Here is a 23476-nt window from a genome sequence, read left to right as displayed (position 1 = left end):
CTAATGAATCGTCGATTTCAGTCGCTGTTGCAGCCGGGCCATTCCCAGTTCGGCCGCGGTTGACCAGGCATGCTCGGATAGCGACATTGCTCTCTTTATCGCGGCCGGGCTACCTTTTTTCATTAGCAACTCCGCATAATCTGCCTGCGTGTGCGCGAGCCACGGCCGCGAGCCGATCGCCGCGTTCATCTCGAGCGCGTGCTCAAAGTGCTCCGACGCTCTGTCGAATTCACCCAAAGCCGCTGCCAACACTCCCAGATAGCGGCTTGCCGCGCCGAAGCAAACGGTTGCCATCCCTATGGTGACGGTCATCTCCTTGTAGTCGAGCATAAGCTTATAGAGGGTTCCGGCAGCATCCGCGTCGCCGAGACCGGCGGCGACTTCTGTCAGGAACGAGAGAGACGCGCTCCGCTTTCCGTCAAGTGGAAGGGCAAAACGGGCGCGGGCAAGTTCGCTCAACCTTCGTTGGGCCGCTTCCCGATAGCCCAAGTCAAAGGCAACCAACGCAAAACCCGGCAACCAGGTGGTCTCCTCCGGGTTTTCCTCAATCAGCAGCTTCATGACCGGTGCGACCTCCGAGAGACGGCTCTGCTCCCGTCGGATCGCGAACATCTGCATGCCGTAAACGCCCTCAGGCGCAGCACCAAGGGTCCGCATGCCCAGCTTCAGCGCGTCTTCGGCAAGCTCCTCGGCGGCGGCGAACCTTCCATCGAGGATAGCCATCATCGCTCTCGCGATGCGAGCGTAGAACTGGATATTGAGATGCTGCCGGTTGGTACCAATTTCATCCAGCGCGTCAACCGCCCGATCGGCGCGTGCGCGATCGCCGAGCTCCGTGGAGACATAGGCTTCGACCGAAAGCGCTCGGCTTTGCACATCGTCATCATCGATCTCAGCCGCGAGGCGTCTTATTTCATCCAGGCGAGCAATCCGCTCGTTTCTCTCCATAACGGACTTGACCGGTGCCGGCGTCAGGAATGGCAGTGCGGAGAGCTCCAGGAGGGAAGTCTTGTCGCCAACCCGTCGGGCCAGTTCGATACCTTCGTCATGGCATTTTGCGGCGTTCTTGCTGTCGCTCAGGTAGGTATATGCCCGCGCAAGGCGGCTGAGAAGCTGGCACCGTGAACTCTGGTCCGCTGGTTCAACCATCTCGAGGGCTTCCTCGAGAAGCGGCACCGTTTCGATAAGCGAATTCGAGGAAACGAATTTGGAGCCGTCAAGACCGACCACCGCGCGAACAAAGGCTTGCGTGTCGGCTGCCTTTCGCGCCAATGGGGCGGCCAGTCTGTATTTCGCCAGCGAATCCGTCATGCGGCCCGCAGCGAACAGGGCGTCGCCGAGTTTCAGGATCGCGGCGAGCAGGTCCCTCTGCCGCTCAGGTCCTTCAGGCAACTGCTCTGCGATTGCCAAGGCGTTCTGGAAATGGTCGACCGCCTCGTAGTTGGCTGATCGTGCGAGAGCGCGTTCTCCGGCCTTCACCCAGTAGGGAAGAGCGAGCTCAATGCGTTGCGCTTTCTCGTAGTGCTGGGCGATCAGCTCGGGCTGCGTGGCGGCGACATCGTCATACTGTTCGACGAGAGCCCTGGCGATCTTCTCGTGGAAATGGCGCCGGCGCCGGTTGAGGAGCGATTGGTAGGCCGCATCCTGAATGAGCGCGTGTCGAAAAACGAGAGCATCGTGCAAGACGCCGCCTTCGACGACAATCTGGCTGGACTCGAGCTGGTGCAGCGCTTTCTCGAGCGCTCGATCGTCGAGGCCTGCGATCTTCGAAAGAAGGCCGCGATCGAATTCCCTGCCTATGACGGCGGCAATTTGCGCAACCTCCTTGGCCGTCGTCGCCAAACGGTCGAGACGTGTCATCAGGGAGCCTTGCAGACTGTCCGGGATTTCTGCGTCGAGGCCCGATGGTTTGCCGCTCTCCACGACCGAGCGGGTCAACTCCTCGGCAAACAGCGGCACTCCGTCTGTTCGCTCTGCAATTTTTTCGGCGAGCTGTTCGGGAATGTCGCAAGCCATGGATTCGATCAGCTCGCGCATCTGCGACCTGGTCAGGCGCCCAACGGAGAGTGTCGTCGCCTGCGCCAGTCCGCTTGCCCAGTTCGCGCTCCATTCCGGGCGGTGGGTCACAACGACAAGGGCGGCAGCGCCGTGAAGACGGCTGACGAGTTCTCTCAGCACTTCGCCGGTGGACGGATCCATCCAGTGCGCGTCTTCGAAGACCATGAGCACCGGTGCGATCCTGGCCGCAAGCAGCAAACGGTTCACCAATGTACGGACGAGAAGTTCCTTGCGCTGGTGGGCGGAGAGATCCGGCGGCCTGAACTCGTCGCCGACGTCGAGCGAAAGCAGCTCGGCATAGATCGCGCCAACTTCGGAGGGATCTTCGCCGTAGCGGCGAACAAGGGTGCGAAACTTTTCGACGCGCGTGTTCCGGTCATCTGCCGGCGCAAACGACGCGACCCGGCTCAGTCGCTCGACGATCGGGTAAAAGGCCGATGTAAGGTGATAGGGTGAACACTGCAATCGGATGAGTTCATGCTGTGAGCCTTGCAGATGTTCTTCGAAAGCCTCGATAAGGCGCGATTTTCCGATGCCAGCCTCCCCCGACAGGAAGACCGCCTGGCCTTGCCCGGCCTTCGCCAACTCCCACCGGTCGAGCAGCAGGCCGATCTCGCTCACGCGGCCGACAAATTTCGAAAGTCCGCTCGCATGCGCAGCTTCGAAACGACTATCCATCTCGCGCTCACCGCGGACTTCGAACAGCGCAACAGGCGAGGTGAAGCCTTTGAGCTCCTGCGCGCCAAGGCTCTCGATTTCGAACGACTGCCCGGCGAGCCGGCGGGTGCTGTCGGAGATCACGATCTGGCCCGGGGCGGCCGCGGCCTGCAGGCGTGCGGCCAGGTTGGGAGTGTCGCCCGCGATCGACGCACGCTCCTTGGCGCCGCCGTCGGTGTTGCCAACGACCACGCGACCGGATGCAATGCCGATGCGAGCCTTCAATCGCTGTGCATCGGGCGACTGCAGGGCGTCGACGGCGGCCATCGCCTCAAGGCCGGCCCGGATTGAACGCTCGGCATGGTCCTCGTAGGCCATCGGCCATCCGAAGTAGGCCAGCACGCCATCTCCGAGATATTTTGCGACATAGCCCCCGAAGCGCGTGACTGCGCCGGCGACGCTATCCTGATAATGGCGTGTCAACTCGTGCATGTCTTCCGGGTCGAGCTGCGCGGACAGCGCTGTCGACCCGACCAGGTCGCAAAAGAACACGCTGAGCAGCCGCCGGTCAGCCCCGGCTTCCGATCCGGCCTCGGCAGCGGCTGAGCCAGGAGGCTGTTCGTCCGGGCCCTGATGCGCAAGCCCGTTTATAGCAGCGAGAAGAATCTTCCGGTGCCCAAGCGAAACGCCGAGCGCCTGGAGATCGGATTCGGCAAGATGAGGGAGCGCTCTCAGATCGACGTCATTCTCGGCGAAGGCGTCGGCGTACTTGCCGAGTCCGAGTTGACCTAGCCAATCCTCAATCGTCTGCATCGACGTTGATCCCGCTCCACCGTTCTCAAAAAATACCACGAACGCCGGCGTCGTACCACGCTGTGGCGCAGGAGCTGTTCGTTTTGGCGGGGGTCGAGGAGGTCGACATATAAGCGCCGTGACCTCGTCAAAGAAACGCCCGCAAAGCGACGGGATTGGGAAGAGTTTGGAGGAGACGGGCTGCTCCGCCAGGCCCAGCAGAATTTGTGTCTATCGCTTCCGCATCACATTGACGACGAGCACGCCGAGGATTGCCATGACGCCGCCGACCGCGCCCAGTAATGTCGGCGTCTCGCCGAGCCAGACGAACCCGATCAGCGTTGCGACCGGCGGAACGCCATAGAGAAAATTCGAAGCGCGCGCGGCCGACAGCCGCTTCAGCGCGATCGCCCAGGTGAGATAGCCGATCGCCGTGGGGAAGATGACGAGATAGGCAACGCCCCAATTCACGTCGGCGGGTGCGGCCGCCAGCGCATGGATCGTCGCCGGAACAGCCGGAAACAACGGCACGGAACCGATCAGCAGGATCCAGGCGGTGACGGCAAGTGCAGGCAGCCGCCCGAGCAGCGGCTTCTGCAGCACGCTGGCGATCGCCGAGCAGAGCGCCGCACCAAGGATCATGACGGCATTCGGATCGAGCTTGAAGCCGTCGTCGGAGGCGACCGCAATCAGCGCCACACCGCCGAAGGAAACCGCAGTCCCCACCCAGCCCCAGCGGCCGAAGCGCTCGCCGAGCGCGAATGTCGCAATGAGAGCGGTGAAGACGGGCATGGTGTTGATGATGAAGCTCGCCGGTCCTGCCGAGACGGTCTGCTCGCCGGTGTTCAACAGCACCGCATAGGCGGCGATGAACAGCACGGCGGCAATGGAGAGGCGGGCGAAATCGCGTTTTTTCGGCATCGGCCGGTAGATGACGAGATAGACGAGGGCTATGGCGCCGGCTGCCACATAACGCGCCGTCGCCAGTTCGATCGGTGTCAGCGGCCCGAGACAGATGCGGATCACCACGAAGGAGGACGCCCAGAAGAGGATGGTGACGATGATCGCCGCAAAGGCCACCAGATCGAACTTGCCTTGCTCTTTCGCCGAAACCGGTGCGCTTGCCGCCATGCTCATCGTCCCCTCCATATGTGCTTGCGACAACGGTTTAGGCCTTCGATGCGTGCTTGAAAAGCATCGCAATCGATGATCAACTGTGCTTATGGTTCACAGCTCACCCGTGCTTCCGCCCCTCGACACGCTCGAGACCTTTGCCCGCGCCGCCCGACTCGGCTCGTTTTCCGCCGCGGCCGAAGAAAGCGGCATCACCCATGGCGCGGTGTCGCGACAGGTCTCGCGGCTCGAGCGCTGGATGGGCGTGCGCCTGTTTGCGCGCGAGGCCCGCGGCGTTCGCCTGACGCCGGAGGGCATCCGGTTTTTCGCGCGGGCGGAGGAAGCGCTTGCCCTGCTCGGCAATAGCGGCGAACGCTGGCTGCCTCGGCCGAACAAAGCGGTGGTGCGTCTTTCGGTGACGCCGTCCGTCGCTTCCCTGTGGCTGTTTCAGCGCCTGGCGAAACTCGAAGGAAACGAACTGCATGTCGAACTGACGCTGGAACACCGGCTGGCGGATTTCGGCGAAGGCACGGATCTCGCCATTCGCTGCGGCAAGGGGCCGTGGGCCGGCGTACGCGCCCTGCCGCTGTGGCAGGAGAAGTCGTTTCCGATCGCCGCCCCGACTTTGGCGGACCGGCTCGGGCAGCGCTCCGACGCCCTTTCGCTGCTCGACCTGCCGATCCTCCACGATTCGAATATCGAAGGCTGGCGCCGCTGGCTCTCCCGCGAGGGCGTCGACTATACGCCGCGCGGCCAGGACCGGCGCTTCGAGGATTATAATCTGGTGATCGATGCCTGCGTGCAAGGGCTCGGCATTGCGCTTGCACGCCCACCGCTCTCGGATGCCGCACTGGTAGCCGGGTGCGTCGTCGCCGTGTCGGAGCGGACGCTCGACTATCACGTGGCCTTTCACCTGATCCGGCCGGACGACGCACTCAGAAGCCCGGCCATCGAATTTGCCGGCCGCTTCCTGCGCGAGGCCGGCCATGACGAGGCGACGATCGCCGCCTTCACCGCGCCCGGCCGGGCAAAAGCCTAGAGCGCCGTGCGTCCTTAGCTCGACTCCGGAAACTTCAAGCGCATTTCCTTCGCCAGTTCGAAACCGACGGTCCGGTAGACGGGTTCGCCGGCATCCGAGGCGTGGATGACAACGGTCGTGCAGCCGATCGATTTCAGATAGCCGACCGCTTTGTCGGTCAGCGCCTGGGCGATGCCGCGCCGGCGGAAGGCGTCCGCGACATAGACGGACCAGATGTAACCGTGCAGCCGCTGCTCTTCCCGGATGACTTCGGGAAACGGCGATTGATGCAACTGGCAGGAGACGGAACCGGCGATCTCGCGGTCGACGACGGCAAGGAACGTGGCCAGGCGACGCTCCTCGCGGCCGCTTCTGATGAAAGACAATATCCGCACCGCCGCATCCGGCCGGTAATGCTCCGGCGGCGTGCCGTAGCTGTCCCAGATCTTCAGATAGTGCCCTACCAGGACCTCGTCCTCGCCGGGCGTTGCCATTCGAATATCGATCATGTCGTGATCCGGCTGAGCTACGAGGGCGGGAAATCGCCCTCAACGAGGTAACGCCCCCTGCCGCGATCCGGCAGGGAGCGTCAAAGGGACATATCAATTGTCCGCCGTCAGCGTCATCGATGCACTGCCGGCGGCAACGTTGAGGCCGAGCTGGCCGGTCAGACTGACCGTCTGCAAATGGATCGAGCCCGAGGTCCCGCCGACGAGGAGATTGGCGCCGACGCCGGCACCGAGTGTCGCTTCGGCGGTGGCGCCGACATAGAGGCCGGCGAGCGACCCGCGATGATAACCCGCCGTCGGCGCGAACACGGCCCAGATCAGCCGGCTGCGCGTGGTGAAGCCGAGGTCGATGCCGAGCTTTCTCACTTCGCCGATATAACGATCCGAAAGCTCATAGCCGACCGTCGACTGGAAGATGCAATCGGCCTCCTTGGATGAACCGAGCACATAACCCGTGCCGCCGCCAATATCGCAGGTGAGGTAACCGATCTTCACGCCGTTGCGCAGGTCCGGCTCTTCATAGGTCCTGGTGACGGGGTCGGCGGCATTGACCGCCCCCGCGCCGATGAGGCTCAACGAAACCGCGGCAAACGCCGTTGCAAAAGTCTTTTTCATAAGGGTCTCCTTCTCAAATCGTGACGGGAGCAAATGCCCGGCTACTCGCCACCAGATTCGGCTACAGACAACGGATGGAACCGCAAAACGATCCCGAACCGGCATCCTTTTCGCATCGCCTGTCGAAGCGCATGGGAGGGCACAAACGACAAGCATGCCTACGGTTCAGCCCCCATTGGGACATTTCGAAGGCACTAATTCACGTCATCCGGTTATTTCATGATCTTGTCAGGAATGGTTGCCAGAAAGGCACGGTCGCGATTGCCGTCGTCTTTCCGGACAAAGGCTGGCGCCTTACTGCATAAGCGATCGATGACCGTGCAGGTTGCCATGCTGTCTCTATAGCTGTACTATTTGGCAATAATTCCCCTCGCAAGACTGTAACGGAGAGGGAAACGGCATGACTGCTTTGCATTGCCACAGAATGTCCGGGTGTTTTCCGGAATTCTCCTTCTGTTCGAACAGAAATAAAGTCTGAACTCGAGAAATATAATCAGGCGATATTTTCGCAGGGGCCGAGCAATCGTACGCCTACCGATCTCTATTGGAGATGGCGGGCCATTATCGGGAGGAAAAAATGCGTTTACGCACGACAAACATCACACTGGCGGCATGCCTTGCCGTCTCCGCTTGCCAGTCCGCGCCGACATCCCAGAGCGTCTCGGATCACAATTCCGAATTCGGCTGTATTGCGGGAACCGTCGGCGGCGCGATTGTCGGCGGCCTGATCGGCAGCACGATCGGGGCTGGAACCGGGCAAGTGCTTGCTGTCGCCGCCGGCATCGGCGGCGGCGGTTTCGTGGGCAATCGCCTGGCTTGTCGATAGTTGGAGGGATATCGAGTGATGAAAATCTCGGCTTTAGCGACGACACTCATCCTGTGCCAATGCTTTGGGGCAGCGGCGCAACAACAGCAGCCCGGATCGATGTATCAGGGTCAGATGGACCGGCTCGACGGCAATGGCAGCAAGACGGTCGATCGCTCCGAATACGAGACCTTCATGGGCACGGCCTTCGGGAGTCTCGACAAGAACAAGGACGGCAGCCTGCAGTCCGATGAGACGGTTCAGATCCTGACTGTCGAGCAATTCACCTTGACCGACGCCGACCACAACGGCCGCATCAGCCGAAGCGAATTCATGCAGCGGGTCATGGCGGATTTCGCGACGGCCGACCACGACCGCAACGGAAATCTTCAGTGATGGTGACGCCGGATGCGGCAACAAGAAAAACCCGGCGATTCGATTTCGCCGGGCCTTATAGTCGATCTCTGCGCACTATACTCTTCGCATCAGGCGCATGACGATCGATACCACGAAGAGCACCAGGAAAATAAAGAACAGAACCTGGGCGATGGAAGCTGAAGCCCCTGCTATACCGCCAAATCCGAGGACGCCGGCAATCAAGGCCACAACGAGAAACACCAGAGCGTAATAAAGCATCGCAATCTCCTTTTACGTTGCTGCGGAGATAACGGAAGCCGCCCGATTTGGTTCCCTGCCTGCCCTCACGGCCGGCACATGCAACGTCGCAGCGGCTCAGCCGAAATGAAAGGCGCCGCTATAGGTTCGGTCGCCTTCATTCGGCTCGGGAGGCTCGGCCGCATCGAGATAGGCCTTGAGCGGCCCGGTCAATACGAACCAGATGCTTGCTCCCAGCATGAAACAGGCTCCCACCGGATCGTCGATGCGAGCGATGAAGGGAAGACAGGCGGAGGAAAACAGGACGATGATCCGCACCGACCACTCCGCCTCACGTTTGGCGATGGCGCGCGCTCTCAGCGACTTGTATTCCCGAGCGCCATAATTGCCGCCCCTCACCTTCATCGCTGAAAGCAGTTTTCGCGCCGATGGCAGCGCCAGCATGATCAGCGCCGCAACACTCAACGCAAAAGGTCTGCCGGCCATGACCTGCCCGCTCGCGATCAGGAGAACGGAGAGAACGACGAGATTCCATGTCGGCTCCAGCAGCTCCGGCGGCTGCCGCGTGCGGATGTGCCAGCCCCGCAACAAGCCCGCCGCCCCGTGCAGCAGCGGCTGATCGATATAGCGATTGATCCAGTCCATGCCGATATGCGCGTCCCCGATTGCATGAAGAGGGCTCCGAACACCACGGAATTTGGTCATCATCGTGGCGACGAGCGCCGAATCCGTCCTTCGGACCGTCGAAGCCGCCTGACGGCTTCGACGGTCCGAAAAATATCGGTCAGCTCCGCAGACCCGGCGCTTCCTGGCCGGTGCGCGCCACATATTCGGTATAGCCGCCGCCATATTGGTGAACGCCTTCGGGCGTCAGTTCCAGCACGCGGTTGGAAAGGGCGGCCAGGAAATGCCGATCGTGCGAGACGAACAGCATGGTGCCCTCATATTGCGAGAGCGCCTTGATCAGCATTTCCTTGGTGTCGAGATCGAGATGGTTCGTCGGCTCGTCGAGGACCAGCAGGTTCGGCGGATCGAAGAGCATCATCGCCATGACCAGCCGGGCCTTCTCGCCGCCCGAAAGCACACGGCACCGCTTCTCCACATCGTCGCCGGAAAAGCCGAAACATCCGGCGAGCGCCCGCAAGGGCCCCTGCCCTGCCTGGGGAAACCGATCTTCCAGCGATTGGAAGACGGTGTGCTCCCCGTCGAGAATATCCATGGCGTGCTGGGCGAAATAACCCATCTTGACACTGGCGCCGAGCGCGACACTGCCTTCGTCAGGCTCGGCAGTGCCGGTCACCAGCTTCAGCAGCGTCGATTTGCCGGCGCCGTTGATGCCCATGATGCACCAGCGCTCCCGCCGCCGCACCATGAAATCGAACCCTTCATAGATGCTTCGGCTGCCGTATTTCTTGTGCACATTCTTCAGGCTGACCACATCCTCGCCGGAGCGCGGGGCCGGCTGAAATTCGAAGGCGACCGACTGCCGGCGCTTGGGCGGCTCCACCCGATCGATCTTCTCCAGTTTCTTCACGCGGCTCTGCACCTGCGAGGCATGCGAGGCGCGCGCCTTGAACCGCTCGATGAACTTGATTTCCTTGGCGAGCATCGCCTGCTGGCGTTCGAACTGGGCCTGCTGCTGCTTTTCGTTCTGCGCCCGCTGCTGCTCGTAAATTTCATAATCGCCGGAATAGGCCGTCAGCGTGCCAGCGTCGATCTCGATGATCTTGGTGACGATGCGGTTCATGAATTCTCGGTCGTGCGAGGTCATCAGCAGCGCGCCTTCATACCCCTTCAGAAATTCCTCCAGCCAGATCAGGCTTTCGAGATCCAGATGGTTGCTCGGTTCGTCGAGCAGCATGACATCGGGCCGCGCCAGCAGAATGCGGGCAAGCGCCACACGCATCTTCCAGCCGCCCGACAGCGCACCGACATCGCCATCCATCATCTCCTGGCTGAAGCTTAAGCCCGCAAGCACCTCGCGGGCACGGCCTTCGAGCGCGTAGCCGTCCAGTTCCTCGTAGCGCGCCTGCACCTCGCCGTAGCGCTCGATGATCTCTTCCATGTCGTCGGCCCTTTCGGGGTCGGCCATGGCGGCTTCGAGTTCGCGCAACTCGCCGGCAACGATGCTGACCGGACCGGCGCCATTCATTACCTCGGCAACGGCGCTATGGCCCGCCATCTCGCCGACATCCTGGTTGAAGTAGCCGATGGTGACGCCCTTCTCGCAGGAGACCTGGCCTTCGTCGGGCAGCTCTTCCCCGTTGATCATCCGGAAGATCGTCGTCTTGCCGGCGCCATTCGGGCCGACGAGACCGATCTTCTCGCCTCTGTTCAGGGCCGCCGATGCCTCGATGAAGAGGATCCGGTGACTGAGCTGCTTGCTGATATTCTCGATACGAATCATGATGTGCGCTGAGCCTGGGGGAAAGTTTTTTCGGCGCCCTTATGCCACGCATGGAAATGCCGGGATAGGCCCCGTTTCGCACCCTCTCGATCTGTCGAGCCGGATTGGCTAAGATTAAGGCCTTCACTGACAAGGAATCCGCGCCAATGAGCGTTCGTCCGCCGCAGTCCTTCAGACAATCCCAGCAGGATAGAAAGGGCTTCAACGTCCTCGAATACGAGCTGATGTCGGAACGGGCCGATTCACTCGGGCGTCACGGGCTGAAGGTGGAGGCGGCGCTCGCCGGCCTGAAGGCCTGGACTCCCGAGCGCCAGAGTGCCGAGGAACGCGAGAAGCTTCTGAATGAAGCGTCCGACGCCGTCTGGGCATTCTTCATCCAGCGCGAGATGTGCGGGCTGCGCAACAATCGCGACGCCGTTCAGCGCTACGGCATCCCGAATGAGGTGATCGCACGATTGGGCGCGGTGCGGAAATAGCCTGTCGCCGGTACCCGGCCCTTCCACCTATTGGCTGGAAATCCCCGCTGGGGAAAGGTATGGCTTGGTACCGAACCAGTGCGAAAGGGAATTGCGATGCCAACCTTGATCCGGATCGGTAATCAGGACCTCACCGTCGACATCTCTCCTCTCGGCGCCGAGATGCAGGCGCTCACCTCAAGCGACGGACGCTCCTGGTTGTGGACGGGCGATGCAGCCTTCTGGACCGGGCGGTCACCGATCCTGTTCCCGATCGTCGGCAAGGCTCCGGATGACAAGACCGCGATCGACGGCACGGTCTACCCGATGGCCCAGCATGGTTTTGCCCGCCGGAGCGAGTTTACGCTTGCAGCATCCACGGCAACGATGTGCCGGCACGAGCTGGTCGCCTCCGAAGCCTCGAGAGCGGTGTATCCATTCGATTTTCAGCTGGCCCTGGAGCATGCGGTCGAAGGCCGCGCTTTGACGGTAACGGCAGAGGTGAGCAATCGCGACCAAAAGGCGATGCCGTTCGGGCTCGGTTTTCATCCGGCCTTCGCCTGGCCGCTGCCCGGTGCTGCCGGGCAGGCCCACACGATTATGCTCGAGAATGCCGGCGAGCCCGTGCTCGTGCGGCTGGAGGGTGGTCTCATCAATCCTGCGGCGCTGCCCTCGCCGTTCAAAGCCGGCCGGCTGGTGCTGGATCACGCAATGTTCGAGCAGGACGCGATGATCTTCCCGCAAGGCGCAGGCGAAGGGCTGCATTACGGCGCCGAAGGCGGGCCGAGCTTGCGGTTTGGCTTCAAGAACCTGCCCAATCTCGCCTTGTGGACCAAACCGGGCGCCCCCTTCATCTGCATCGAGCCCTGGCATGGAACGGCTGCGGAAGCTGGAAGTTCGAACGAACTGTCGAAACGTCCCTCCACGACGATTCTGGCGCCGGGTGCCGTGGCAAGCTTCGCCTTTACGGTCGAGATTCCGCAATAGGCTTGCGCTGAAAAGCCCTCCTTCGCGCGAAGAAGGGCTTTCTCTGGAAAAGAGGTCGTCAGTGGGCGCCGGCGCCCCCGCCTGAGCGTGGCTTCTGGGCAAAGAGCAGGGCGATCGCAGCAATGGCAAGCACGGTCCCGATAACGGCGAAGGTATCGCTGAAGCCCATGATCAGAGCCTGGCGTTTGACGATCTGCCCAAGCGCCACGACCGCTTTCTGCGTTGCGACCGCGTGGTCGGAGACCCCGTGCGACATGAAGTAGCCGGTCACCTGGTCGAGACGGTTGCGGACCTCGTCGCGGCCGAGCGTCACCGACTGGCCGATGATGTTGGAGTGGAACTGCTCGCGTTTGGTCAGCACCGTGCCGAGCGTTGCCGTGCCGACCGCGCCGCCGAGATTGCGCAGCATGTTGGTCAGGCCCGAGGCGGCGGCCGCATCGGCGGGCGCGATGTCGGCTGTGGTGATGGCGGTGATCGGCGTCAGCACCAGCGCCTGGCCGATGGCGCGAACGATGTTGGGGATCCAGAACTGGTCGCCGGCGGTATCGGCCGAAAGCATGACGTTCATGAAGCAGCTGATGGCGAAGATCGAGATGCCGAGGAAGCCGATGTAACGGGCATCGAAGCGCTTCATCATCAACGGCACGAGCGGGATGAGCAGCAGCTGCGGCAGGCCGGTCCAGGCCAGCACATTGCCGATCTGCTCGGCATTGTAGCGCTGCGCCTGGCCGAGATATTGCGGCAGGATATAGACGCTGCCGAAAAGCGCGACGCCGACCAGAACGTTGACCGCAACACCGATGCCGAAATTGCGCTGCTTCAGTAGGCTAAGCTTGACCAGCGGTTTCTTCACCGTCAGCTCGATCCAGATGAAGGCGGCGAGAAAGACGAAGGCGACGAGACTCAGCTTGACGATGAAGGGCGAGGAGAACCAGTCCTCCTTGTTGCCTTCTTCGAGCACCGTCTGCAGCGCCGAAAGACCGATCGCCATGGTGAAGATACCGGCCCAGTCGCCTTCCCTCAGCAGACCGAGCTGCATCGGCTGCTTGTCGAGCGTCAAGGCAAGCGCCGCTACCATGATCGCACTCGGGATGGCGTTGATGAAGAAGATCGTCTGCCAGCCATAATTCTCGGTGAGATAACCGCCGATGGTCGGGCCGATCGCCGGTGCGAAGGTCACCGAAAGCGCGAAGATGGCGAGGCCGAGCGCCTGCTGCGATTTGGGCAGCTTGGTCAGAACCATGGTGAATGCCATCGGGATCAGCACACCGCCGGCAAAGCCCTGCAGGCCGCGCAGCACGATCATCGTGCCGAGATCGTGGGCGAAGGCACAGGCGATCGAGAACAGCGGGAACAGGACCGAGTTGACCAGGATATAGCGGCGGAACGAGAAGACGTTGCTGAAATAGGCCGTCAGCGGAATGACGATGATCTCGCCGATGAGATAGGAGGTCGAGATCCAGGCGCCGTTGTCGACGCCCGTTCCAATGCCGCCCTCGATCTCAAGGAGCGAGGCATTGGTGATCTGGATGTTGAGGATCGCCATGAAGGCGCCGATCATGCCGGCGAGAACGGCGATCCATTCCCTGGTGCTCGCCCCGGTGCTGGACCTTGTGCCGACGCGCGGCTGCGATGTGGCTGAGGCTGTTGCTGCGATGGTGGACATGACACGATCTCCTGGCCCTGCGCTTATGTGCGGTCGGCATCGGCCTTGGTGTCGATGCTCGGCTGTACGGACATGCCGGGGCGCAGGTCGCCGCTCACGGCGGCGTCGCCATCGAGCACGATCTTGACCGGGATGCGCTGGACGACCTTGGTGAAGTTTCCGGTGGCGTTGTCGGGCGGCAGCAGGGCAAATTCCTGGCCGCTTGCCGGAGCGAGGCTGTCGACGCGGCCGTGATAGATACGGCCCGGGAAGGTATCGACCTCGATTTCCACCGGTTGGCCGGCGCGGACGTTGGTGAGCTGCGTTTCCTTATAATTGGCAATCACATAGACCGCGCTCGTCGGCACGACCGACATCAGCTGGGTGCCGGCCTGGACATACTGGCCGACACGCAGCGTCCGGTTGCCGACGGTGCCGTCGACAGGTGCGGTGATCGTCGCATAGGAGAGATTCAGCTCAGCCTGATGTTGAACGGCCTGGCTGCGGGCAAGCGCCGCCTTCGCCTGGGCAAGCTCGGCGTTCAGGAGATCGACCTGCTTGACGGCGGCGTCGAGCGAAGCGCTGTCGCGAACAATCGTGGCTTGGGCGGCAGCGATCTGCGAGGCGGCCTGCTGCGCCGTCTGGACGGGGGCATAACCGCTGGTGGCAAGGTTCGAATAACGCTTGTTGTTCTGCTCGGCGAAAGTCTCGTTCGCGCGGTCGACGTCGACCGTCGCGCGGGCAGCGGCGATCGTCGATTGCTGGATATCGAGCGAAGCCTGCTTGGCGTTGAGCGTCGCTTCCGCCGCGGCGACATCGGCCCTGGCCTGGTCAAGGGCAGCCTTGAAGTCGCGGTCGTCGATGCGAGCAAGCGGCTGACCAGCCTTGACCACCTGGTTATCGCTGACGAGCACTTCGGCGAGATAGCCCGAAACCTTCGGTGCGACGGTCGTGTTGTCAGCCTTCACATAGGCATCGTCGGTCGAGATGTGGAAGCGGCCGACCGTCCAATAGTCGTGGCCGAAATAGGCGCCCGCAGCGATCAGGACGATCGCGGTTGCACCCAGCAGCAATCCGCGGCCGCGGCCCTTGCGAACGGCAGGCTCCGATACGACGGCAGCCTCAGTGATGCGCGGCGTGTTGCCGGCGTCAAGGGTTGCGGGTGCGGCTTCCGCCGTGGTTTCCGAGGCAGGCGCGTTGTTGTTCAGAGCCTGCAGCGTTTTGATGGACATTGTCTCTCTCCTGGGAGTGGTCGCTGTCGCTATCGGCCGCGGCCTTTGAATTCGTTGGAATGGACTTTAGGAAACTTGATATTTTCCAAAATATGTATTAGAAAATGGATGTCAATCAGAATTTGGAAAATAACCATGGTCCAAAATCACGAAATCGAGAAAAGGCCGCGAGGCCGGCCGCAGGTCCGTTGCGATGACGATACGAGAAGCGTGATTATCGAGGCGGCCAACCGGCAATTTCACGAGAACGGCTATGCGGCGGCAAGCATCGCCGCGATCGCCCAGGAGGCGGGTGTCTCGACCAAGACGCTCTACCGCCTGTTTCCGACGAAGGCGGACCTCTTTTCCGAGATGGTCACGGAGCGGACCGGGCGCTTTCTCATGGCGCTTGACCCCGGCACGCTCGCCGTGGCGGATCTCAGACAGGGGCTGGAACGTATGCTGACGGCCTATGGCATGTTGACGCTGTCACTGGATACGATCACCGTCACCCGGCTCGTCATCAGCGAGTCCGACCGCTTTCCGGAGATCGCCAACAGCTTTTATGAAAAGGCGATCGTCAGAACCAACACGCTGATGGAAGATTGGCTGCGCAGGCAGATCGACCGTGGGCTGATTGCGCTCGACGAACCGCATGCGGCCTGCGGCATGCTGCGCGGCATGATGATCATGGAGCCGCAGCGCGCCGCGATGCTGCGCCAGGAGCCGCCGCCGAAGATCGACGCGATCGCGGCGCGGGCAAAGATGTGCGCCGATCTATTTTTGAAGGGATGCGCGCTCTAAAGTGCTGCTTGAGCTCCAGAGCGCGACACCGCCTGGGAACGCCCTCAGTTCGGCGGGGCGCCCAGCGCGTGCAGGATGCCGCGCAGTTCGGCAAGGCCGCGCATGCGGCCGATGGCGGGGTAACCGGGCGTGACTGTTTTATCGAGATCGTCGAGCATCCGATGGCCGTGGTCCGAGCGGAAGACGATCGTGTCGTCAGGGCCGCGGCGGCGGTCTTCCGCCACCAGTTCCCGGAGAACCGCGACCATATCGACGTCACCTTCCAGATGCGCGCTTTCATGGAACGTGCGGCCGTCCCCCTCGCGCGTCGTGGCGCGCAGATGGGCGAAGTGGATGCGCGAGGCGAAGCGCCGGGCAATCGCCGGCAGGTCGTTGTCGGCGCGCACGCCGAGGCTGCCGGTGCAATAACACATGCCGTTCGCCGCCGACGGCACCGCATCGAAGAGAGCGGCATAATCCTCGGCCGACGAGGCGATGCGCGGCAGGCCGAACAGCGAACGCGGCGGATCGTCGGGATGCAGCGTCAGCTTGACGCCGCGCGCTTCGGCAGCCGGCGTCACCGCTTCCAGGAATTCGATCAGGTGGCGGCGCAACCTTGCGGCATCGATACCGCTATAGGCGACCAGCTTTTCCCGGAAGGCCGGAATGGTCAGAGGTTCGGTCGTCGAGCCGGGCAGAGCCGAAGTGATGATCCGGGTGATGTCGGCGATCTCGTCGTCCGACATGGCTTCGAAGACGATATGCGCCCGTTCGCGGTCTTCCGCGGAATAGTGCTGTGCCGCATCCGGCCGTTCCAGAATGAAGAGGTCGAAGGCTGCGAAACGCTCGTGATCGAAGCGCATGGCGGTCGCACCCGTCGGCGTCACGAAATCGAGTTCGGTGCGGGTCCAGTCCACGACAGGCATGAAATTATAGCAGACGATCGGAATGCCGCAGGCGGCGACCGCTTCGAGGCTGGCGATCCACGCTTCGATTTCGGCCCTCGCCTCCCCACCCTTGCGCTTGACGGCATCGGGGATCGGGATGCTCTCGACCACCGACCAGACGAGCGGCGAACGATCGCCGGGCGTCGTCTCGATCAGCGACTGGCGGTCGCGCACTTCCTTCTCCGTCCAGGCCCTGCCGATCGGCACCTGGTGCAGCGAAGAGACGATATTGGTCGCGCCCGTCTGACGGACATCATCCAGCGTCACCGGCGCTTCCGGCCCGAACCATCTCCAACCTTGCCGCATTTGTCTTCCTTCTCTCGCCTTTTCGTTTCGTGTCTGGATCTGCCGTCAGCAGAAATAATCGGGATAGCGCGAGCGCAGCTCGTCGACATCGGGAATGACGGCACTCAAATGATGGATCATCGCGTTGCGCGCAGCCGTCGCATCATGGGCGGCGAGCGCATCGCGGATGATCATGTGTTCGTGCACCACATTGTCCATCCGCGCCAGCACCGGCAGCGTCAGCCGCCTCGCCCGGTCGATCTGCACCTTGACCGTTTTCAGAATCGTCCAGATTCCGGGATATCCCGATATCTGTGCGATCGCCTCGTGAAAGGCCTCGTCTTCCTCATGGAAGCTTGACGTATTGCCGGTCGCGGCATGCGAGTGCTGGCGGGCGATGATGCTATCGAGACGGGCGATGTCCGCAGCGGTGGCGATCAGCGCTGCAGTCTCGACGGTCGTGCCTTCGAGAGCCTTGCGCACCACGACCGCCTCGGGAATCGCAGAAACCGGCACCCGCGACACGACCGTACCCGATTGCGGGTAAATATCGACCAGTCCGCCTTCGGAAAGCCTAAGCAGCGCCTCACGCACCGGCGTGCGGCTGACACCGAAATCGTCGGCGATGCGTTTTTCCTGCAGCAGCATGCCAGGCGGCATTCGCAGCGACACGATATTGGCATGCAGGCGTTCATAGATGGCTCCGGCCGTGGTGACACGACGCAGCCTGCCGGTCTCCTGCGTCGCCGGGCCGAGCAAACCTTCGCTTTCTGATGCGTGTCGCATGGGGATACCGGGGCGAGGAAATTTCTGGAATACTAGTATACCAGTTATTTCGCTTTGCCAATATGTGCGGCCGAGAGTGACGGAAGGCCCTCCGGTGGCCGCAGGCGCCGCAGATCGAAAACAGGAGCCCGCCAATCGCGCGTCAGAATTCCCACATGCCGATCGCCCGGCCAAGCCACGTGGGAAATGCGTTCAGCTTTTGTCGTCATCTCCTCAGACAACTCAAAATGTCGGTGATGCAAACTGGAGTTCTGGCACGTACCGTAGGATCTTCGAGCCAGTGACGGTAGGCAATGCGGAACTCGACGTCCTTATAAGCGTAGATCTTCGCGTGCTGTTTGGTGCGGCTGGCCGCCAATGCCTCAGGGGTGACGACCAGATGAGGAGCCCGTTCCCTGAAGGCCCAAGGCGGCGTACCTTTGTCCTTCTCAAAAACCCGTACATGAAAATAGGGATCCGCCAGCCTCGATCCGGCGCCTTTGTAGACGTCGGCCCATCGCACCGTCTTCGGGGATACAGACAGGATGATGCTGTCCATTTGTTCCTGCGGCCGCGCGGATGTGGAAGCCAGCAGGTAAACCAGCACCAAGCATCCAAAAATCCTCGAATAACCTTGCATCTTGTCCCTCGCCCCTCATCGGCTATTGATTATCACCCAGGCTTCCTCGGTCGGATTGTCTCAAAAAATATTGCCAAATAAATTCGCGAAACTCATGCGGTTCCTTCGCTCAGGGCGGGGTCATGCGTGCATCGTTTCTGTTGCCGGAATACCACGACGAATAAAGCCATAGATTGCATCCAATCCCCGGTCGCTTGACAGCAGTGATTGCGATCCTTAGCGAGACGGCATCGGCATGGTCAGGATCGGCACGTGAAATACCTGAGACAACTGAAAATAGCAGTGCTTTATCCCGACAATGGGGCGGGAAGCGCGCTCGATCGAAACAACCGCATCGCGGTCTTTCTCTTTGCAATCCTGCCCGGACTTTCGCCGAACTTTAACTCCTTCATTCTTCTGGCGTCGATGGTGTGGGGAATCTACTGTCTGGCGACGGGCCGCCTGGCCTTGAACCTGTCGAGATCCGACCGGCTGGTTGCCATTGGCATGTCGGTCTACCCTCTGGTGATGATCGCAAGCATATTCATCAATCCGCCCTACTCCGAAGAACTGAACTGGATATTCCGGCTGCTGCCTTTCTTTTCGGTCTGGCTGATATTGCCGCGAATGCGCCAGTCTCCCGATGGCCGCCTGGTGCCGCTGTTTATCCTCAGCGCCGGGATCGGCATGATCGTGACCTTTCTCTTCAGTCTGCTGCAGATCATGTTTCTGATGGAGAGGGCAGAGGCCGGGACGTCGAACGCCGCACTGCTCGGCGTGATAGGCGTTCTTTTCGGCGGTATTTCGCTTCTGAACGTTCAATCACCCAAGAGTGTCGAGCAAAGAATTGCCATACTGGGATATGCCGCCGGTCTGGGCTGCGTCCTGCTTTCCGGAACGCGCTCGGCCTGGCTGGTCATCCCCGTCCATATCGTCATCTTTCTCTGGTATTTTCGCAAACACAGCTTCCATCTGAGTTTACGCAGCCTCGCCATCACCGGCTCTTTGCTGTTTGCGGGACTGATTGCCCTCGGCAGCGGCCAGATCCTCCATCGCATCGAGGCGTTGCAGGACAATATGGCATCGCTCGAACGCAGCGACGGCGAAGTTACATCGCTGAGTGCACGGTTTGCTCTGTACAAGGGTGCAGTGTCAGCGATCAGCAAGGACCCGCTGACCGGTTATGGCCCGCAAAACCGGATGGCTTCCGTGCTGGCAGAGCTGCCCGAGAGCATAAGGCCGCAACTGACCTATTCGCATGTCCATAATGGTTTTCTCACCGCGGGGATCGACGCTGGCATTTTCGGCATTGCAGCGCTTTCGCTGATGCTCGCGACACCTCTGATCGGCGCGTGGCGAAAGGAAGCCGGGCCGGGCCGGGACTTGGCCATCGCGCTCGCTCTTCTGCTCGTCAGCAGCTACGTCATAACCGGCAGCTTTGGCATCATGTTCAATCAGAAGGCCTTGGACCCGATCTTTGCCTATCTGGTCGCCCTGATTTGCGTAGATCGCGGCAGCACAGGTTTTGCGCCCGTTGTTCGCGACTGACGCGATGGACTAAAGCGCGTCGCGCAAAAGCGTGCAGCGGTTTTGCGGCAACGACATGCGGAAAACAAAGACCTAAAGCGCGAAGAGCGAGTTTGGAAGATCGCGACGCGCTTTAGGAGCACGATGCTCGATTTCTCAGGCAGCCGTAGTGGTTTCAGCGCCGGTGAACGCGAGGTCCGAAACCTCGCCTGTTGATGAATAGCCCGAAACAAGCTCCGCCAAGGTCGCCCGTGCGGCGATCATATCGTTCCGATCCAATGCTGCATTGAGGGCGTTGAGCTTTTTCAAAAGCTCCGGCCAGAACAGGAAATCCTCACGCGCTTTCATGATCCGCGGATGTTCGGTTGTTTCCGGATTATCCCCGATCAGCAGCTCTTCATAGAGCTTCTCGCCGGGTCTGAGACCGGTAACGGAAAGCTCGATATCTCCTTCGGGATTGATCTCGTCGCGGACGGTCAACCCGGAAAGCTCCACCATCTTGCGGGCAAGATCTGCAATGCGAACGGGCTCTCCCATATCGAGCAGGAAGACATCGCCGCCGTCAGCCATCGCGCCGGCTTGTATGACGAGCTGCGAGGCTTCCGAAATCGTCATGAAATAGCGGGTTATCTTGGGGTGTGTCAGCGTAACGGGGCCGCCATCCTTGATCTGCTGCCTGAAAAGCGGCACGACGGACCCGGAGGAGCCGAGGACGTTTCCGAAGCGGACCATGGAAAAATTCGTCCGCATTCTGTCGGTCGTCAGTTCAGCTGCGAGCGCCTGCAGAACCATCTCCGCCAGCCTCTTGCTGGCGCCCATCACATTAGTCGGCCGCACGGCCTTATCCGTACTGATCAGCACGAAATTCGAGACGCCGCATTTATGCGCCGCGCGCGCGGTGACCAGCGTGCCCATGACGTTGTTCTTGATGCCTTCCACGGCATTATGTTCGACAAGCGGTACATGCTTGTAGGCGGCAGCATGGTAAAGCGTCTGAGGTCGCCAGCTCTGCATGATATGCTCCATACGATCCTGATCGCGGACGGAACAGAGGATCGGCACGATCTGCAGATTTTCATGTTCGTACAGTTCGGCCAGCTTCAGCAATTCGGCATGGATGTTATAAAGCGCAAACTCGTTCTGATCGAGGAGGATCAGACTGGAAGGCTTGTTGCGCAGAATCTGGCGGCATAACTCGCCGCCGATCGAGCCGCCGGCGCCCGTGACCATCACCACCTTGTTGCGCATTGCCTTGTCGAGCAGCTCCTGGCGCGGCGCAACAGCTTCTCTCCCCAGCAGATCTTCGATCTCCAGCTCACGAATGTCGGAGACGGCGACCCGTCCCTGAGCGAGCGCCGTGAGGTCCGGCAATGTGCGCACATTCACCCTGGCTTTGCGGATATGCTCCAGGATTTCGTTGCGCCGCTGCCGGGAGGCCGATGGAAGAGCAAGAAGCACATTGTGCACCCCAAGCGCTTCGGCAAGCACCGGAAGATCCGAGGGATCGTAGATCGGCAAGCCGCCCATGACGCCGCCCTTGAGGCGCGGATCATCATCCAGATAGCCGACGACATTGAGTTCGGCGCTGTTCGTCAAGGCGGCGGCCAGTTGCCGGCCGGCCTTGCCCGCCCCATAGATCAGCACCTTCGCGAGCATATTTTTGTGAAGGATCCGCTGGTAGGCATCGCCCAGCCAATAGCGGATGCCCAATCTCGACAGACCGATTCCGATCAGCAGCAGGAAGGGCTGGAGAATACCGACGGTTCTCGGAACACCCGGGACGCTCAGCGCCGTAAATATCGTCATGAAGGCGAAGCCGTAGATTGCAATCGCTTTCAGAACAGTAATGAAGGCAGCCAGATTGGCATAACGGAAGATCGCCCGATACATGCCCATGACAATGAAGATCGGAAGGGCCATGCACAGAGAGACGAAGACCGGCAGCCACTGCACGCCGGTCAGCACCGTCCATTCGTTCAGCCGGAAGCAATAGGCCAGCCAGATCGTCAGAACACAAAAGCTGGAATCCACCAGCAAAGCCAGCGCGCGTTTGGCAACCCGCGGCATCGCCAGCAAGGGAGCGACGAGCGCTTGCATCGGCACTAAGAACCATCTTGAGCGCGGTGTCTCAGAGGGAGAATGTTCGGACATTGCTTACCAGCGTCTCGCAGATCAACAGACAACCACCTTCTTGTCGCTTTCTGCAATGAGCGCAACTGAAATAATCGGAAATCAAGGCCTTCCGTCCCGCTTATCTATCAGAAGTAGGTCGGTTAATGCCTGATTCCCTTACGGCGTATGACCTTCTCTGCGGTCAGAAAGAGGATGCGCATATCGAAGCCGAATGAACGCCGCGCGAGATATTCGACGTCGAATTTCACCTTCTCCGGAATCGGCAACTCGTCGCGGCCGTTGATCTGCGCCCACCCGGTCAATCCGGGCAGGAGCTGATCGACGCCATGGGCCGTCCGCAGCTCTATCAGGTCATCCTGATTATAGAGCGCCGGCCGGGGGCCGACGAAGCTCATTTTTCCCTCGAGGATGCACCACAGTTGCGGCAGTTCGTCGAGGCTGGATTTGCGCAGGAACGAGCCGATGGGGGTTAAAAACCGATCCGGATTTTCGAGCAGATGCGTGGCAACCGTCGGTGTGTCGACGCGCATGCTGCGGAATTTCGGCATCAGGAAGATCTGATTGAAACGGCCGACGCGTTTCGACCAATAGAGGATCGGTCCGGGCGAGGTTAGGCGAACGCAAAGAGCGACGATAAGGATCGGAACGAGCAGGATCACCGACGCCATCAAAGCCAGGAAAAAATCCACCGCCCGTTTCAAACCCATGCTCCGCAGCTCCCCCTGCCCCACGGCGGTTCCCGCCAATTGCGCTATCGCCTGCCGTATCGTCAAAAACCATTTCGCGTCAACTGCAGCACATCGTGTCGAGCGCCGACAACCATCGGTCCAACATTTCGATCCATGATCGTAGTCTTCACGTCCGGCACCGCCGATCACGCCGACGTACATTCATGGCATTTTGCCTTCTGCTGCCTTCCCCTCGACGATGGCAGCCAGGATTTCCTTGACCATGATGTCCTTGCCCACGTTGCGGGAGAGAACCGTGAGATCGGCTTCCTCATAGATCGGATAACGCGCATTCATCAGGTTCTCGAGGGTTTGCTTCGGATTCTCGGTCTTGAGCAGCGGTCGTTCGTCATGTTTGTTGACGCGGTTCCACAACACGTCGAGATCGGCCTTCAGCCAGACGGAAAGGCTGCCGCGCTTGACGTGCTGGCGCGTGCTCTCGTTGATGAAGGCGCCGCCCCCGGTCGAAACAACACGTGGGCCACCCTCAAGGAGGCGCTTGACGACACGCGTTTCCAGCGCCCGGAACTCCGGCTCGCCATAGGCGGCAAAGAGTTCGGTGATCGTCATATGCGAAACACGCTCGATCTCGACATCGGTATCGACGAAGGGAATGCCGAGCTGCTGTGCAAGAGGCCGGCCAATCGAGGACTTCCCGACCCCCATCAGTCCGACCAGGACAAGATTACGCTGACCCAGCGCAAGGCGGGCCTGATCTTTGAGACTTTCGGCAGGAGTCAAAACTTGTTCACTCATCGGCCCATTCGCAACGTCTTAAAAGAGATCATCAAATCAGTCCATA

Annotated in this window: 22 protein-coding genes; 7 read left to right on the top strand and 15 right to left on the bottom strand. The window is 61.0% G+C overall.

Annotated elements, in window-relative coordinates; translation table 11 throughout:
- Complete coding sequence (locus tag GGD57_RS19430) at window positions 1-3528, bottom strand: ATP-binding protein (RefSeq protein WP_184471925.1); 3528 nt, start codon at window positions 3526-3528, stop codon at window positions 1-3.
- A gap of 210 nt (window positions 3529-3738) precedes the next feature.
- Window positions 3739-4656, bottom strand: a complete 918-nt coding sequence (locus GGD57_RS19425) for a DMT family transporter (protein ID WP_184471947.1) — start codon at window positions 4654-4656, stop codon at window positions 3739-3741.
- 73 nt (window positions 4657-4729) lie between these two features.
- On the opposite strand from GGD57_RS19425, the gene GGD57_RS19420 reads away from it, so the two are divergent.
- On the top strand, window positions 4730-5659 hold the full coding sequence (locus GGD57_RS19420; protein ID WP_184471924.1) for a LysR family transcriptional regulator: 930 nt from the start codon (window positions 4730-4732) through the stop codon (window positions 5657-5659).
- Between the two features lie 14 nt (window positions 5660-5673).
- Here GGD57_RS19420 and GGD57_RS19415 read toward each other — a convergent pair whose 3' ends face one another.
- Both GGD57_RS19415 and GGD57_RS19410 read right to left on the bottom strand, forming a co-directional pair.
- Entirely contained in the window at window positions 5674-6147 is a 474-nt protein-coding gene (locus tag GGD57_RS19415; protein WP_184471923.1) for a GNAT family N-acetyltransferase, read from the bottom strand.
- A 93-nt stretch (window positions 6148-6240) separates the two neighbouring features.
- Complete coding sequence (locus GGD57_RS19410; RefSeq protein WP_184471922.1) at window positions 6241-6762, bottom strand: DUF992 domain-containing protein; 522 nt, start codon at window positions 6760-6762, stop codon at window positions 6241-6243.
- A gap of 577 nt (window positions 6763-7339) precedes the next feature.
- Here GGD57_RS19410 and GGD57_RS19405 point away from each other — a divergent pair.
- Both GGD57_RS19405 and GGD57_RS19400 read left to right on the top strand, forming a co-directional pair.
- Window positions 7340-7588 carry a hypothetical protein gene (locus GGD57_RS19405; RefSeq protein ID WP_184471921.1) on the top strand — a complete coding sequence of 83 codons (249 nt, stop codon included), beginning with the start codon at window positions 7340-7342 and terminating at the stop codon, window positions 7586-7588.
- Window positions 7589-7606: 18 nt separating this feature from the next.
- On the top strand, window positions 7607-7963 hold the full coding sequence (locus GGD57_RS19400) for an EF-hand domain-containing protein (RefSeq protein ID WP_184471946.1): 357 nt from the start codon (window positions 7607-7609) through the stop codon (window positions 7961-7963).
- Window positions 7964-8038: 75 nt separating this feature from the next.
- Here the strand turns inward: GGD57_RS19400 and GGD57_RS19395 are convergent, their stop codons facing one another.
- The 3 genes from GGD57_RS19395 to GGD57_RS19385 all read right to left on the bottom strand — a co-directional run bounded on the left by GGD57_RS19395 (window position 8039) and on the right by GGD57_RS19385 (window position 10589).
- Window positions 8039-8203, bottom strand: coding sequence for a DUF1328 domain-containing protein (locus tag GGD57_RS19395; protein ID WP_085739096.1), 165 nt, complete (start codon window positions 8201-8203; stop codon window positions 8039-8041).
- A 96-nt stretch (window positions 8204-8299) separates the two neighbouring features.
- A complete protein-coding gene (locus GGD57_RS19390) occupies window positions 8300-8890 on the bottom strand; it encodes a hypothetical protein (RefSeq protein WP_184471920.1) in 591 nt (196 codons plus the stop codon).
- A 76-nt stretch (window positions 8891-8966) separates the two neighbouring features.
- Window positions 8967-10589, bottom strand: coding sequence for an ABC-F family ATP-binding cassette domain-containing protein (locus GGD57_RS19385; RefSeq protein ID WP_184471919.1), 1623 nt, complete (start codon window positions 10587-10589; stop codon window positions 8967-8969).
- Between the two features lie 146 nt (window positions 10590-10735).
- Between GGD57_RS19385 and GGD57_RS19380 the strand changes: the two genes are divergently transcribed.
- Window positions 10736-11065, top strand: a complete 330-nt coding sequence (locus tag GGD57_RS19380) for a DUF6665 family protein (RefSeq protein WP_184471918.1) — start codon at window positions 10736-10738, stop codon at window positions 11063-11065.
- Window positions 11066-11161: 96 nt separating this feature from the next.
- On the top strand, window positions 11162-12031 hold the full coding sequence (locus GGD57_RS19375) for an aldose 1-epimerase family protein (RefSeq protein ID WP_184471917.1): 870 nt from the start codon (window positions 11162-11164) through the stop codon (window positions 12029-12031).
- A 58-nt stretch (window positions 12032-12089) separates the two neighbouring features.
- Here GGD57_RS19375 and GGD57_RS19370 read toward each other — a convergent pair whose 3' ends face one another.
- Together GGD57_RS19370 and GGD57_RS19365 are read right to left on the bottom strand one after the other, a co-directional pair.
- Window positions 12090-13697, bottom strand: coding sequence for a DHA2 family efflux MFS transporter permease subunit (locus GGD57_RS19370; RefSeq protein WP_184471916.1), 1608 nt, complete (start codon window positions 13695-13697; stop codon window positions 12090-12092).
- 23 nt (window positions 13698-13720) lie between these two features.
- Complete coding sequence (locus GGD57_RS19365; RefSeq protein WP_184471915.1) at window positions 13721-14908, bottom strand: HlyD family secretion protein; 1188 nt, start codon at window positions 14906-14908, stop codon at window positions 13721-13723.
- Between the two features lie 135 nt (window positions 14909-15043).
- Here GGD57_RS19365 and GGD57_RS19360 point away from each other — a divergent pair, with 135 nt between their 5' ends.
- Window positions 15044-15691 (top strand): TetR/AcrR family transcriptional regulator, encoded by a 648-nt coding sequence (locus GGD57_RS19360; RefSeq protein ID WP_184471914.1) that lies wholly within the window; start codon window positions 15044-15046, stop codon window positions 15689-15691.
- A 44-nt stretch (window positions 15692-15735) separates the two neighbouring features.
- On the opposite strand, the gene uxuA is transcribed toward GGD57_RS19360, so the two are convergent.
- From uxuA to GGD57_RS19345, 3 genes are all read right to left on the bottom strand, one after another.
- Window positions 15736-16923, bottom strand: a complete 1188-nt coding sequence (gene uxuA / locus GGD57_RS19355; RefSeq protein WP_184471913.1) for a mannonate dehydratase — start codon at window positions 16921-16923, stop codon at window positions 15736-15738.
- A 45-nt stretch (window positions 16924-16968) separates the two neighbouring features.
- Window positions 16969-17688, bottom strand: coding sequence for a GntR family transcriptional regulator (locus GGD57_RS19350; RefSeq protein ID WP_184471912.1), 720 nt, complete (start codon window positions 17686-17688; stop codon window positions 16969-16971).
- Window positions 17689-17893: 205 nt separating this feature from the next.
- Window positions 17894-18274: a DUF5086 family protein gene (locus GGD57_RS19345; RefSeq protein ID WP_348645990.1), complete on the bottom strand. Its 381-nt coding sequence runs from the start codon at window positions 18272-18274 to the stop codon at window positions 17894-17896.
- A gap of 285 nt (window positions 18275-18559) precedes the next feature.
- Between GGD57_RS19345 and GGD57_RS19340 the strand changes: the two genes are divergently transcribed.
- Window positions 18560-19834, top strand: coding sequence for an O-antigen ligase family protein (locus GGD57_RS19340; RefSeq protein ID WP_184471910.1), 1275 nt, complete (start codon window positions 18560-18562; stop codon window positions 19832-19834).
- 135 nt (window positions 19835-19969) lie between these two features.
- Here the strand turns inward: GGD57_RS19340 and GGD57_RS19335 are convergent, their stop codons facing one another.
- From GGD57_RS19335 to GGD57_RS19325, 3 genes are all read right to left on the bottom strand, one after another.
- Entirely contained in the window at window positions 19970-21964 is a 1995-nt protein-coding gene (locus tag GGD57_RS19335; protein ID WP_184471909.1) for a polysaccharide biosynthesis protein, read from the bottom strand.
- A gap of 122 nt (window positions 21965-22086) precedes the next feature.
- The gene (locus GGD57_RS19330) at window positions 22087-22653 is read right to left on the bottom strand and encodes a sugar transferase (RefSeq protein ID WP_184471945.1); all 567 of its coding nucleotides are present in this window, start codon (window positions 22651-22653) and stop codon (window positions 22087-22089) included.
- A gap of 183 nt (window positions 22654-22836) precedes the next feature.
- Window positions 22837-23430: a shikimate kinase gene (locus GGD57_RS19325; protein ID WP_184471908.1), complete on the bottom strand. Its 594-nt coding sequence runs from the start codon at window positions 23428-23430 to the stop codon at window positions 22837-22839.
- Between the last annotated feature and the right edge of the window lie 46 nt (window positions 23431-23476).

It is taken from the genome of Rhizobium esperanzae (assembly GCF_014197615.1).
GTDB classification, from domain to species: Bacteria; Pseudomonadota; Alphaproteobacteria; order Rhizobiales; family Rhizobiaceae; genus Rhizobium; species Rhizobium esperanzae_A.
The sequence above is the reverse complement of the archived record's forward strand: the minus strand, read 5'-3'. Positions and strand labels throughout refer to the sequence as shown.

What these genes read in the sequence shown, in the direction of transcription:
- GGD57_RS19430 (WP_184471925.1), bottom strand. Translation starts at nt 3,528, where the DNA reads ATGCAGACGATTGAGGATTGGCTAGGTCAACTCGGACTCGGCAAGTAC.
- GGD57_RS19425 (WP_184471947.1), bottom strand. Translation starts at nt 4,656, where the DNA reads ATGGAGGGGACGATGAGCATGGCGGCAAGCGCACCGGTTTCGGCGAAA.
- GGD57_RS19420 (WP_184471924.1), top strand. Translation starts at nt 4,730, where the DNA reads ATGGTTCACAGCTCACCCGTGCTTCCGCCCCTCGACACGCTCGAGACC.
- GGD57_RS19415 (WP_184471923.1), bottom strand. Translation starts at nt 6,147, where the DNA reads ATGATCGATATTCGAATGGCAACGCCCGGCGAGGACGAGGTCCTGGTA.
- GGD57_RS19410 (WP_184471922.1), bottom strand. Translation starts at nt 6,762, where the DNA reads ATGAAAAAGACTTTTGCAACGGCGTTTGCCGCGGTTTCGTTGAGCCTC.
- GGD57_RS19405 (WP_184471921.1), top strand. Translation starts at nt 7,340, where the DNA reads ATGCGTTTACGCACGACAAACATCACACTGGCGGCATGCCTTGCCGTC.
- GGD57_RS19400 (WP_184471946.1), top strand. Translation starts at nt 7,607, where the DNA reads ATGAAAATCTCGGCTTTAGCGACGACACTCATCCTGTGCCAATGCTTT.
- GGD57_RS19395 (WP_085739096.1), bottom strand. Translation starts at nt 8,203, where the DNA reads ATGCTTTATTACGCTCTGGTGTTTCTCGTTGTGGCCTTGATTGCCGGC.
- GGD57_RS19390 (WP_184471920.1), bottom strand. Translation starts at nt 8,890, where the DNA reads ATGATGACCAAATTCCGTGGTGTTCGGAGCCCTCTTCATGCAATCGGG.
- GGD57_RS19385 (WP_184471919.1), bottom strand. Translation starts at nt 10,589, where the DNA reads ATGATTCGTATCGAGAATATCAGCAAGCAGCTCAGTCACCGGATCCTC.
- GGD57_RS19380 (WP_184471918.1), top strand. Translation starts at nt 10,736, where the DNA reads ATGAGCGTTCGTCCGCCGCAGTCCTTCAGACAATCCCAGCAGGATAGA.
- GGD57_RS19375 (WP_184471917.1), top strand. Translation starts at nt 11,162, where the DNA reads ATGCCAACCTTGATCCGGATCGGTAATCAGGACCTCACCGTCGACATC.
- GGD57_RS19370 (WP_184471916.1), bottom strand. Translation starts at nt 13,697, where the DNA reads ATGTCCACCATCGCAGCAACAGCCTCAGCCACATCGCAGCCGCGCGTC.
- GGD57_RS19365 (WP_184471915.1), bottom strand. Translation starts at nt 14,908, where the DNA reads ATGTCCATCAAAACGCTGCAGGCTCTGAACAACAACGCGCCTGCCTCG.
- GGD57_RS19360 (WP_184471914.1), top strand. Translation starts at nt 15,044, where the DNA reads ATGGTCCAAAATCACGAAATCGAGAAAAGGCCGCGAGGCCGGCCGCAG.
- uxuA (WP_184471913.1), bottom strand. Translation starts at nt 16,923, where the DNA reads ATGCGGCAAGGTTGGAGATGGTTCGGGCCGGAAGCGCCGGTGACGCTG.
- GGD57_RS19350 (WP_184471912.1), bottom strand. Translation starts at nt 17,688, where the DNA reads ATGCGACACGCATCAGAAAGCGAAGGTTTGCTCGGCCCGGCGACGCAG.
- GGD57_RS19335 (WP_184471909.1), bottom strand. Translation starts at nt 21,964, where the DNA reads ATGTCCGAACATTCTCCCTCTGAGACACCGCGCTCAAGATGGTTCTTA.
- GGD57_RS19330 (WP_184471945.1), bottom strand. Translation starts at nt 22,653, where the DNA reads ATGGGTTTGAAACGGGCGGTGGATTTTTTCCTGGCTTTGATGGCGTCG.
- GGD57_RS19325 (WP_184471908.1), bottom strand. Translation starts at nt 23,430, where the DNA reads ATGAGTGAACAAGTTTTGACTCCTGCCGAAAGTCTCAAAGATCAGGCC.